This window comes from Phenylobacterium sp. (assembly GCF_016124325.1).
In the GTDB taxonomy this organism is placed as follows: Bacteria; Pseudomonadota; Alphaproteobacteria; order Caulobacterales; family Caulobacteraceae; genus Phenylobacterium.
Map to the genome: position 1 here is coordinate 79,517 of NZ_WGNY01000002.1, position 11,384 is coordinate 90,900.

The following is an 11,384-nucleotide window of genomic DNA, read 5'->3' on the forward strand; positions in this document are numbered from 1 at the left end:
TATGGCGTTCAGCCGGTATTGCGCAGGCCCGAAGCGATGCCGGCCACGGTGAGCTGGATGGCCAGCTTGAGCTGCGGGTCCTCGTCGCCGGCGCGGCGGCGCGCCAGCAGCTCCACCTGCAGGTGGTTCAGCGGGTCCACCACCTCGGCCGCCAGCGCCACGGACTCGGCCATCTGCGGGTGGTTGTCGAGCAGGCGCCGCCCGTCCCGGATCTCCAGCACCAGCTCGCAGGCGCGGGCGTGATTGTCGCGGATCCGCTGGAAGATCGCCGCCCCGCCCGGATGCAGCGCGGCGTACTTCTCCGCGATCGCCATGTCGGACTGCGCCAGCGCCACCTCCATGTTGGAGATCAGGGTCGCGAAGACCTGATCGTCCTTGAGCGCGCGCAGGTCCTTCGCCGTCAGCCCGGCGCGGTCGGCCCCGCCGGCGAAGCCGAACCAGGCCGGCAGCATGAAGCGCGCCTGCGACCAGCTGAACACCCAGGGGATCGCCCGCAGGTCCTCGATCCGGCGGCTGGCGGTGCGGGAGGCCGGCCGGCTGCCGATATTCAGGCCCACGATTTCGGCGATCGGCGTGGCGCCCCAGAAGAAATCCTCGAAGCCCTGGGTGTCGTAGACCAGCTCGCGATAGGCGTGGAACGAGGCTTCGGACAGCGCCTCCATCATCTCGCCGGCGCCATTGGCCGGGAGCGCGTCGTCCGGCCGGGCGCTCGCCATCAGCACCGCGGCCGCCAGGCTCTCCAGATTGCGCCGCGCCGTGGGCTGGTCGCCGAACCGGCGCGAGATCATCTCGCCCTGTTCCGTCAGGCGCAGGCGACCCTTCACCGTGCCGGGCGGCTGGGCCAGGATCGCCTCGGCGGCCGGGCCGCCGCCCCGGCCCACCGAGCCGCCGCGACCGTGGAAATACTGCAGGTCGAAGCCGTCGACGCGCGCCGCGCTCGACAGGGCCGCCGCGGCCTTGGCGACGTTGTGGCGCGAGGCCACGTAGCCGCCGTCCTTGTTGGAGTCGGAATAGCCCAGCATCACCTCACGCCAGCCGGGCTCGCCGAACAGCGCCGCCGGCAGCGGCAGCGCCAGCCACTGGCGCATCAGCTCCGGCCCGAACTCGAGGTCGCCGATGGTCTCCAGCAGCGGGGTGATGCGCACGGCGCTGCGCCCCTTGTCGCCGCCCTTCACCAGGCCGGCCTGCTTCAGCAGCACCAGCGGCTCCAGGATGTCGGACAGGGTGGCCGTCTTCGAGATGATGTACGCGCCCAGGGCCTTCTCGCCGTAGAGCCGAACCACCTCGGCCGCCGCGTCCAGCGTGCCGAGCTCGCGCATGGTCTCTTCGGAATAGGTCAGGAACGGCGAGCGCAGCGGCCGGTCGTGGGAGAGCTCCTTGGAGAGCACGCGCACCCGCTCGGTCTCGTCCGAGCCCAGATAGTCGATGTTGACGCTCGCCCGCACATAGAGCTCGTGGATCATCCGCTCGTGGACGTCGGCGTTCTGGCGCAGGTCGATCGCCAGCAGGTGGAAGCCGCAGGCCCGCGCCACCGCGATCAGGGTGCGCAGCCGGCCGCCTACGACCCGCTCGCCCAGGTGCTTTCGGATCGACTGGCGGATGGTCTCCAGGTCGGCGACGAACTCCGAGGCGTGGCCGTACGGCGGGGACTTGCCGCCCCAGGCCCCGCCCGCGATCTGGTCGGCGGTCGCCGACAACCGCTCCCAGATCTCCTGCAGCGCCTGGCGATAGGGCTCGTCCTGGCGGTGGATCGACGGGTCCGGCGAGGCGCCCGCCAGCGCGACCACCCCCGAACTGGCGGGCGACAGGTCGGCGCTGACCGCCATGTCGAACCAGAGGCGGCGCACCTCGTCGGAATAGTGGTTGAGGATCAGCCGCGCCTGCGAGCGCATCGCCAGCTTCAGGGTCTCGCCGGTCACGCCGGGATGGCCGTCGCGGTCGCCGCCCAGCCACGAGCCCAGGGTCAGCGGCGTCGCCGCCTCGAAGCGTTCGCTCCAGCCGTCGTAGACCTCGGACAGCGCCGGCAGGATCGAGCGGCGGACGATGGCCAGGGAGTTGCGGATCTCGTCGCCCGGGCTGATCCGCTCGGGCCGGTGCATGCGCGCCTTCCAGAGCAGCGCCACCTCGCGGAACAGATCCTCGCGGATGCGCTTCTCCTCGGCCGCCGACAGCGGTCCGGTCCGCAGCGTCATCAGCCGCATGATCTCGGCCTCGCGCTCCACGACGGCGCGACGACGGACTTCCGTGGGATGGGCCGTCAGCACCGGCGCCACCGCCATTCGCGGCACAAGCCGGCCCGCCGTCCGCGCGCCGACCCGGTCGGCCGCCTCGGTCAGGGTGTGCGGGATTTCGGTCCGCTCGGCTTCGGCCTCGACCTCGCGCAACCGGCCGGCGACGTCCTCGCCCAGGTTGCTCATCATGGCCGCGCAGGTGAAGGCCCGCGCCAGATAGACCGCCTGGTCCGGCCGCAGCGCCGAGAACAGCGCTTCCAACGCCTCCTCGTCGTCCTCGCGCGCGACGCCCTGGGCGCGGCGGACGAGCGCGGCGGCGTCCTCGCCGTCGAGATAGCGGATCACGTCCTCGAGCAGGTCCTCGAGATAGCGGACCGCCTCGCCCGCGCCGTGTCGCGGATCGGCGGCGACCTTCATGTCCATCATCGGCGCGCTCCGTCGGCGGCAGCCCCACCCTACCCTAACGCCTTCTCGGCGCCGCGGCGAAGGCGGGCGCGGTTATTCCCGCCGCGGAACGTAGGTCTTGTGGCAGCCATTGCACGCGTCATAGAGCCGGCCGCCGATTTCAAAGGCTTTCTCGGCGTCGCGCGCCCGCGCGGCGGCCTCGCCCTCGGCCCCGGTCTCCACCATCAGACGCGCATCGTCGTTCCAGCGGCCGGTGCGGGTGTAGGGCGCGGCGGCCAGGCGACGCCCTTCCGCCTGGAGGGTCTGGGCGCCCTTGACCGCGGCCGCCCACCGCGCCTCGGCCTGGGCGGGCGTCTCATCCTCCGGCGGATCGTTTCCGCCGGCCCAGAAGGCCAGCGCGCCCGGGTTCACGGACGTGGCCATGATCGTCTTCATGTCCGGCTCGCCCGCCGTCGCCGCGCCGACGAGGAGGAGCGTCACAGAGAAAACGAGCCCGCGCATGCCTCCGCGCCTCATTCGGGATTGGGGATGTTGAGCAAGGTTCCGCAGGCCTTGCAGTGGACGGCGTCGGGGTCGTGTCGCATCAGCCCACACGACGGACAGGTGAACCAGACCTTGTGCGGCTGGAACAGCGCCTGGGCCAGCCGCACGAACAGGGTGATCCCGGAGATCATGGTCACGATCGAGATCAGCTTGCCCCAGGTGCCGGGCAGGACGATGTCGCCGAACCCGGTGGTGGTGAGCGTGGCGACGGTGAAGTAGAGCGCCTCCACATAGCCGTCGACGCCCACGTGGCGGCCCGCGAAGCTGGTGTAGACGAAGCCCGTCACGATGAAGATGAACGTGACCAGGGTGGCGGCGGCCCGCACCACGTCCTCGGTCCGGGTGTCGTCGTAGCGGCGGCCGACCGTCTCCCAGAAGAAGTCGCTGTGGAACAGGGTCCACAGGCGCAGGACCCGCAGGAACGCCAGGCTGAACAGCACGTGCGGGGCCAGCAGGGTCAGCAGCACGAAGCCGTCCACCCAAACGATCGGCCGCTTGATCCAGCTCGCGAAGCTCCGCCACGCCAGCGCGCGGGCGGCCAGGTCGGTCGCCAGCACCACAGCCAGCAGATAGTCCAGGGCGAAGAAGAACGGCGTGGCGCGGATCAGCGGCGCGGCGATGAAGAAGGCGATCAGGACGAGGTCCACCACGATCACGCCCAGGCGGAACCTCACCGCCGTGCGGGTATGGCCGTGATAGAGATAGCGGAGGCCCGCTCTCAGGCGGCGGAACGCCCGTCGCGCGCGGCCCTCGCCGTCGGCCTGCCCATCCTGCTGCTGCGCCATGCGATCCGAACCTCCGGTGCGCGCGACCCTAGCCGCCCCGGATCTTGCGGATGGTCTCCACGGTGTCGCGGACGCGCGCGGCGATGCCGGCGTAGTCGCCGGCCTCCAGCAGCGCCTTGGAGATCAGGTTCGAGCCGATCCCGCACGCGACGATGCCGGCCTCGAACCAGGGGCGCAGCGACGCCTCGGTCGCGTCGACGCCGCCGGTGGGCATCACCTTGCTCCAGGGCATCGGCCCCAGCAGGTTCTTCACGAAATCGGGGCCGCCGACCGCGCCGCCCGGGAACAGCTTGACGATCTCGCAGCCCAGTTCCTGCGCCTGGCCGATCTCGCTCACCGTGCCGCAGCCCGGGCTGTAGGGGACCATGCGCCGGTTGCAGAGCCGGGCCACTTCGGGGTTCAGCATCGGCCCCACCACGAAGTTCGCCCCGTTGGCGATGTAGAGCGCCGCCGTCGGCGCATCGACGACCGAACCCACGCCCATGACCACGCTCGGATCGGCCTTGGCGAAGTGGCGCGTCACCTCGGCGAAGACGTCGAGGGCGAAGTCGCCACGGTTGGTGAACTCCACACACTTCGCGCCGCCGTCCGCGCAGGCCTGGATCACCTTCGCGCAGACCTCGGGGTCGGGGTGGTAGAAGACCGGCACGACGCCCTGGTCGATCATGGCGCTCAGGGTCTTCAGGCGGTCACGCGCCATCGGGGTTTTCCATCGCTGACGATTCCGGTCGCGCCAGCATAGAGAGGCGAAGCGCCCGGCGCGAGGCGATCAGAACGGCGGCGATTCCGGCCTGGCGGCGGCCGGCTCCGCGGCGGCCGGTTCCGGGGCGACTTCGGTCCGCGGCGGTTCGACGGCCGGCGCGTCCGTCGGCGGCGGCTCGGGCGCCGGCGGCCCCGGCGGGATCGGCCTGGCGCCCGCCCGCTTGAGCGCCACGCTCATGAAGCGGTTCCACATCTCGGACGGCGCGGTCGAGCCGGTGATGCGGACCATCGGCCGGGCGTCGTCGCGGCCCATCCAGACGCAGCTCGCGAAGTCGCCCGTGTAGCCGCAGAACCAGGCGTCCTTGTAGTCCGAGGTCGTGCCCGTCTTGCCGGCCAGGTCGTATCCCTTCACCGCCGCCCGCACGCCCGTGCCGCCGGTCATCACGGCCCGCATCATCTGGTGCAGCTCGCCGAGCGCCGGGTTGCCGATCGCCGGCGCCGGCTTGGGCGGGGTCTTGCGATAGATCACCCGCCCACCCACGCGGATGCGCTCGATCCCATAGGGCTGCACGCGCTCGCCGCCGTTGGCGAAGGCCGCATAGGCCGCCGTCATCTCGAGCGGCGTGACCAGGGTGGTGCCCAGCGCCATGGCCGGGTCGGTGTTGATCGTCGACTGGATGCCCGCGCGATGGGCCGTCTCGGCCACGGCGTCGCGCCCGACCTCGTCGGCGAGCCGCGCGGCCACGGTGTTGATCGACTTCATCATCGCCGTCTGCAGGCTGATCGGGCCCAGGTAGACGCCGTCCTCGTAGTTGTGCGGCGACCAGCCGTTGATGGTCACGGGCTCGTCCACGACCGGGCTGTCGGGCGTCAGCCCCTGTTCCAGGGCGGTGAGGTAGACGAACGGCTTCCAGGCCGAGCCGGCCTGCCGCCGCGCCAGCACCGCGCGGTTGTAGGGCGCCGTCACATAGTCGGTCCCGCCCACCATCGTCCGCACGCGGCCCTCGCCGTCCACCGCCACGACGGCGGCCTGGTCGGTGAGCTGGGCCTTGTGGGCGTCCACCACGGCCTTGGCCGCGGCGCCGGCCGCCTGCTCCATGGGCCCGTCCAGCGTGGTCTCCACGGTCAGGTCGGCGGTGGGCTTGGGGACCATCTGGCGCACCTGGCCATCGATCCAGTCGACGAAGTACTGCGCCGGCGCCGTGGGCGACGTCGCCCACACCTTGGGCTTCTGGGCGGCGGCCTTGTCGCGCTGGGCCGCCGTGATCGACCCGGTCTCGACCATGGTGTTGAGCACCACGCGGGCGCGCTCGTCGCACGCTTCCGGTTCGGTGACGGGATTGTAGTGGGTGGGCGACTTCAGCACGCCCGCCAGCATCGCCGCTTCCTTGAGCGTGAGCTTCGCGGCCGGCTTGTTGAAGTAGCGTCGCGCGGCGGCCTCCAGGCCGTAGGCGCCCGAGCCGAAGTTGGCGCGGCTCAGGTACATGCCCAGGATCTGGGCCTTGGAATAGGTCTGCTCCAGCTGGATGGAATAGGCCAGCTCGGTGGCCTTGCGCTCCAGGGTCCGCTCCTGGGTCAGGAACAGGAGTCGCGCCGTCTGCTGGGTGATGGTCGAGGCGCCCTGCGTCGGCCGGCCGGCGGCGATGCCGTCGACGATGGCCCGCGCGATGCCCCGCGCGTCGAAGCCGGAGTGCTCGTAGAACCGCCGGTCCTCCACCGAAACGACGGCGGCGGCCACGTGCGGCGGCAGCTTGGCCACATCCACCGGCGGGCCGAACTGGCCGCCCCGCACGCCGATGATCGCGCCTGAACGGTCGAGGAATGTAATCTGCGGGTCGCGCCGGATCGGCGGCAGGCGCGGAAGCTCCGGGGCCTGCACGGCCACGGCCAGGGCGGCGGCGAGGGCGATCAAGGGTCAGGCGGCTCCGGCGGGCTCGTCGCGCCCTAACTGGCCTGCCCCGCGCGCCGCGCCAACACAATTTCCGTTAATCCGCGTCCGCCCCACGGGATGGACGCGGGCTCTGCACGGAATCTCCACGCCAGGCCGATGGAGGCCCGGACCGGCCGCCGCGGCGCGCGGCGACCGGTCCGGGGCCTTGCCGTCACCAGCGGTAGCGCAGCTCCGCGCCGTAGGTCCGCGGCATGTTCCAGCGCCGCGTCGTCGGCCCCTGGAAGACGATATAGGCCTCGTCGCCGACGTTGCTGGAGAACACCGCGGCCTCCCAGCCGCCCTTGGTCACCCCCGCCCGCACGTTGACGACCTGATAGTCGTAAAGGTGCGGGGTCTGGGCGATCTCCTGCACGCCGCCCCAACGTCCGTTGCCGTTGACGTTGAAGAACCCGAACATGTCGCCCGCCAGCCGATGGCGGTAGTTCACCGCGAAGTTGGCGGTCCACTTGGGCCGCTGCGGGACCACCTTGCCCTTGTCGGGACCCGAGACGATGTGGCCGCCCAGGCGCGCGCCGGCCAGGGTGGCGCTCAGCGTGCCGCCCGCCACGCGGAACCGCGAGTTCAGCTCGGCTTCGACGCCGTAGGTGTTGGCCGCCCCGCTGTTGAACACGAAGGGCGTGGCCTGCACCGGGCAGACGGGATTGCCGTTGAAGCAACCGTTGTCCGACTGGACGAGCAGGTCCTTCACGTGGGTGCGGAACGCCGCCGTGGTCAGGAAGATCTGCGGGGTGATGTTCCCCTTCAGCCCGACCTCGTAGGAGGTCGCCACCTCGTTGTCGAAGGACTGCGGGATGTCCACCGGCTGGCGCGGATCGCCCAGCGCGGTGTTGAACCCGCCCGCCCGGTAGGCGCTGCCCACCTTGGCGTAGGCCAGCCACTGCGAGATCTTGTAGCTGGCCGAGGCCGTGTACGAGAAGTTGCTGCTCTTCTTGCCGCTGTCGACGTTGAAGCCGACGCCCGAAGGCAGCCCGGTTCCGAAGTCCAGCCGGTCGGCGCTCAGGTGCTTGTCGTCGTGCGTATAGCGCGCCTCGCCGGTGAGGTTCAGCTGCTCGGTGACGTCGTAGCCCAGCGAGGCGTAGGCCGCCCACGAGGTGAAGTCCTGCCGCTCGATCCCCTTGGTGCCGCGCGACGGGTTGGCCCTCGTCGGCGTTCGGGTCAGCGAACTGGAATAGTCGTCGTTGAGGTCGAAGTACTCGAAGCCCGCCAGCCAGGTGAACCCCGCGACCTTGCGGCCCACCAGGTGGGTGTCGTTGTAGAAGACGCGCGCGTTGTCGTAGCTCAGGCCCTCCAGGTTGGGGTCGCCCAGGGCGGCGCCGGGGCGCACGAGGCCGGCGGCGATGATCTGGGCCTGGAACTGCGGCGAGCTGGCGTCGCGGTCGTAGGAGAACAGCGAGCGGCGCTTGCGCAGCGCGGTCGTCGAGGTGAGCGTGGCGAACCCGAAGTCGTAGTCGATGACGCCTTCGAGGTAGTTCACCTGCTGCTTGCCGAACGACGGCGTGTTCCACGGCAGCTCGTATTTCTGCTGGTAGAGCCCCATGGGGTAGGTCGCGTTCGCGCCGATGTTCACCTGGTAGATCAGGCCCGGCAGGATGTCGCGGCCGTGCTCGGCCAGCAGGTTCACCGACAGCGGACCGTCGTGATAGGCGATCTGGCCGCGGTAGATCTCGGTCTCCTGGGCGTCGTGGTACCGGTCGAGGATCGGGTTGTAGTAGAAGCCCTTCGACTGCTTCATCTCGTCGATGCCGAACCGCACGGCCCACTTCTCGCCGAGGGGCTCGTTGACGACGATCTGGGCCTCGCGGCGGTTGTTGTTCGCCACCTGGGCCGAGGCGAAGCCCGTCCGGCTGTTCGTCGGCCGCGCCGAGACCACGTTCACCGCCCCGCCGACGGCGTTACGTCCGTTGAGCGCGCCCTGGACGCCCCGCAGCGCCTCGATCCCGCCCACGTCGAAGAAGTCCGACTTCGAGAAGCTGCGCCCGCCCAGCCGGCCGCCGCCGATGTAGACGCCGTCGCGGTAGAGGCCCACCGCGGCCTCCGCCGAGGTGGCGCGGCTGGTGCCGGAGCCGCGGATCGACACTTCCGAGGTCACCGGGCTGCTGGTGTTGGCGAAATTGACCGCCGGGATGTTGGCGAGCAGTTCCTGGGTGTTGCTGAGCCCCCCGAGCTGGGAGATCTGCTCCGGCCCGAAGGCCGTGCCGGCCGTCGGGATGTCCCGCAGGCGCTCCTCGCGCTTACGGGCGGTAACGACCACCTCTTCGAGTGCGTTGCCACTGTCGTCCTGCTGCGCCCACGCCGGCGCTGCGATCGCGGCGCATATGGCGACGATCGACCCCCCATAGAGGCCCTGGTGCCTGAACATCTATCGCGTCCCTCCGCGCCAGTCTGTGCTGGCTGCCATGACGCGCCCCCCCGGGAGTGCGGAACCTAACCGATGCGCGCCACATCGCCCCCATTCCCAGGGGTGATGGGCCCATGACCCCTGGGGAGGCCCGCCGCGGCGGCCCCCGAACCGGCGCCCCGCCCCGCCCGGGTCGCCGCTCCGGCTTGCCCGAGCCCGCGGGTAGGGCCAGTTTGCGCCTTCGAGGATTCGGCAGAGGCAACAGGAGAACAGCCGCGTGGCTGAAGCGATCCGGCGCCGCCGGCGGGTCAAGATCGTCGCCACCATCGGCCCCGCGTCGTCCAGCCCGGAGCGGCTGGAGGAGCTGTTCCGGACCGGCGCCGACGTGTTCCGCCTCAACTTCAGCCACGGCGCCCAGGAGCAGCACGCCGAAGTCATCCAGCACATCCGCCGCGCCGAGCGGCGCACCGGGCGGCCCATCGGCATCCTGGCCGACCTCCAGGGCCCCAAGCTGCGCGTCGGCCGCTTCGCCGGCGGGGGCGTCGTCCTGCAATGGGGCCGATCGCTGCGCCTCGATCTGCAGGAGCGGCCGGGCGACGGGCAGCGCGTGCAGCTTCCGCATCCCGAGATCATGGCCGCCGCCTCGGTGGGCTCGGTGCTGCTGCTCGACGACGGGCGCATCCGCCTCGAGGTCACGCGTCAGACGCCCGAGTTCCTGGACACCCGGGTCGTCCTGGGCGGCCGGCTCAGCGACCACAAGGGCGTGAACCTGCCGGGCCTGGTGCTTCCGATCCCGGCGCTCACCGCCAAGGACCGTTCAGACCTGGCCTTCGCGCTCGAGCACGGCTGCGACTGGATCGGCCTGTCGTTCGTGCAGCGGCCCGAGGACGTGGCCGAGGCGCGCGAACTGGTCGGCGACCGGGCCTTCATCCTCTCCAAGATCGAAAAGCCCGGCGCCCTCACCTCGATCGACGAAGTGCTGCGCCTGTCCGACGCGATCATGGTGGCGCGCGGCGACCTGGGGGTGGAGATGCCGGCCGAGGACGTGCCGCTGATCCAGAAGCGGCTGATCCGCGCCGCTCACCTGCACGGCCGTCCCGTGGTGGTCGCCACCCAGATGATGGAGAGCATGATCGAGAACCCGGCGCCCACTCGCGCGGAGGCGTCCGACGTGGCCACCGCCGTGTTCGACGGCGCCGACGCCGTGATGCTCTCCGCCGAGAGCGCCACGGGGAAATATCCGGTCGAGACCGTGCGGATGATGGATCGGATCATCGCCCGCACCGAGGACGACGACGACCTGCGCGCCGCGCGCGCGGCCATGCGGCCCACGCCCGAGCGGGAGGCCGCCGACGCCATCTGCGCCGCCGCCCGCCAGGTGGCCGACACCATCGACGCCAAGGCCATCGCCGCGTTCTCGCTCTCGGGCCGCACGGCCATCCGCATCGCCCGCGAGCGGCCCGACACCCCGATCCTCGGCGTGACGCCCAGCGTGGAGATCGCCCGGCGCCTGGCGCTCGTGTGGGGCGTCCACGCGCTCAACTCCGAGAGCTCCCACACCATGACGGAAACCGTGTCCCAGGCCGCGACCCTGGCCCGGCAGAGCGGCTTCGCCAAACGGCGCGACGAGATCGTGGTGGTCGCCGGCGTGCCCTTCGGCCGTTCGGGCGGCACCAATTCGCTGCGCGTCGCCCAGGTCACCTGACCTTGACGGGCCCGGCGTGGCCCATACAGTCGACGCCGGAAAAAGGGAGTGCGGCATGAACATGCGTCTCTTCGCGATCACGGCGGGCCTGACCGCCATCGCCGCGGCCCCCTGTCTCGCCCTCACCGTCCAGTCGGCTCCGCCCAGCCCCGACGTCGCCCATCGCCTCACGCAGGGCGGCGCCAGCTTCGGGCAGAAGCTCGAGGACACCTGGGCCGGGAGCGGCCGGCCGGGCGAACGGTCGGACGTCGTGAACGGCCGGACCTACCGCTCCACCCAGAGCTTCGGCTCGGGAACCGTGACCACCACGTTCCGCAGCGGCGCCTCGCAGGGCGAATGGGGCGATCCCCGCTGGAACGATCAGCGCCGCGAAACGCCGGCGCCGCTCTCGCTCTCTCCGCCCCGCCGCTGACGGCGAGCACGCAAGAAAAAGGCCTCCCGAAGGAGGCCGTTTCTTGTCTACGGAAGACTTGGGTGCGGGGACAGGATTTGAACCTGTGACCTTCAGGTTATGAGCCTGACGAGCTACCGGGCTGCTCCACCCCGCGGCAAGTCAGTCCGTAGATCGGGCGAGGCCCGATATCCGGCATCGTGAATTGAAGGGTTCTGGATCCTGATCCGCTTGATAGACCTGGCGACGACCTACTCTCCCGCGCCTTAAGACGAAGTACCATCGGCCCTGAGGAGCTTAACGACCGAGTTCGGGATGGGATCGGGTGGGGAC

The 11,384-nt window shown here is 70.8% G+C and carries 8 protein-coding genes, 1 tRNA gene and 1 rRNA gene; 2 read left to right on the forward strand and 8 right to left on the reverse strand.

Going from position 1 to position 11,384, the window contains the following annotated elements:
• Positions 1-8: 8 nt before the first annotated feature.
• The 6 genes from ppc to GC203_RS00775 form a co-directional block, all read right to left on the reverse strand.
• Entirely contained in the window at positions 9-2,657 is a 2,649-nt protein-coding gene (ppc, locus tag GC203_RS00750; RefSeq protein WP_293450312.1) for a phosphoenolpyruvate carboxylase, read from the reverse strand.
• A gap of 72 nt (positions 2,658-2,729) precedes the next feature.
• Positions 2,730-3,137, reverse strand: coding sequence for a hypothetical protein (locus GC203_RS00755; RefSeq protein ID WP_293450314.1), 408 nt, complete (start codon positions 3,135-3,137; stop codon positions 2,730-2,732).
• 11 nt (positions 3,138-3,148) lie between these two features.
• Entirely contained in the window at positions 3,149-3,964 is an 816-nt protein-coding gene (locus tag GC203_RS00760) for a potassium channel family protein (protein ID WP_293450316.1), read from the reverse strand.
• A gap of 28 nt (positions 3,965-3,992) precedes the next feature.
• Positions 3,993-4,664 (reverse strand): bifunctional 4-hydroxy-2-oxoglutarate aldolase/2-dehydro-3-deoxy-phosphogluconate aldolase, encoded by a 672-nt coding sequence (locus GC203_RS00765; protein ID WP_293450318.1) that lies wholly within the window; start codon positions 4,662-4,664, stop codon positions 3,993-3,995.
• Between the two features lie 69 nt (positions 4,665-4,733).
• Complete coding sequence (locus tag GC203_RS00770; protein ID WP_293450320.1) at positions 4,734-6,578, reverse strand: PBP1A family penicillin-binding protein; 1,845 nt, start codon at positions 6,576-6,578, stop codon at positions 4,734-4,736.
• 190 nt (positions 6,579-6,768) lie between these two features.
• Entirely contained in the window at positions 6,769-8,976 is a 2,208-nt protein-coding gene (locus GC203_RS00775; protein ID WP_293450322.1) for a TonB-dependent receptor, read from the reverse strand.
• Between the two features lie 268 nt (positions 8,977-9,244).
• Here GC203_RS00775 and pyk point away from each other — a divergent pair, with 268 nt between their 5' ends.
• Both pyk and GC203_RS00785 read left to right on the forward strand, forming a co-directional pair.
• On the forward strand, positions 9,245-10,660 hold the full coding sequence (gene pyk, locus GC203_RS00780; RefSeq protein ID WP_293450334.1) for a pyruvate kinase: 1,416 nt from the start codon (positions 9,245-9,247) through the stop codon (positions 10,658-10,660).
• Between the two features lie 55 nt (positions 10,661-10,715).
• A complete protein-coding gene (locus GC203_RS00785; RefSeq protein ID WP_293450324.1) occupies positions 10,716-11,072 on the forward strand; it encodes a hypothetical protein in 357 nt (118 codons plus the stop codon).
• A 59-nt stretch (positions 11,073-11,131) separates the two neighbouring features.
• Here the strand turns inward: GC203_RS00785 and GC203_RS00790 are convergent.
• Positions 11,132-11,208, reverse strand: a tRNA-Met gene (locus GC203_RS00790).
• 81 nt (positions 11,209-11,289) lie between these two features.
• Positions 11,290-11,384 (reverse strand): 5S ribosomal RNA (gene rrf / locus GC203_RS00795); the annotation flags it as partial.

Excerpts from the sequence above, each read along its gene's own strand:
- ppc (WP_293450312.1), bottom strand. The coding sequence starts at position 2,657 with ATGATGGACATGAAGGTCGCCGCCGATCCGCGACACGGCGCGGGCGAG.
- GC203_RS00785 (WP_293450324.1), top strand. The coding sequence starts at position 10,716 with ATGAACATGCGTCTCTTCGCGATCACGGCGGGCCTGACCGCCATCGCC.
- GC203_RS00760 (WP_293450316.1), bottom strand. The coding sequence starts at position 3,964 with ATGGCGCAGCAGCAGGATGGGCAGGCCGACGGCGAGGGCCGCGCGCGA.
- GC203_RS00765 (WP_293450318.1), bottom strand. The coding sequence starts at position 4,664 with ATGGCGCGTGACCGCCTGAAGACCCTGAGCGCCATGATCGACCAGGGC.
- GC203_RS00775 (WP_293450322.1), bottom strand. The coding sequence starts at position 8,976 with ATGTTCAGGCACCAGGGCCTCTATGGGGGGTCGATCGTCGCCATATGC.
- GC203_RS00755 (WP_293450314.1), bottom strand. The coding sequence starts at position 3,137 with ATGCGCGGGCTCGTTTTCTCTGTGACGCTCCTCCTCGTCGGCGCGGCG.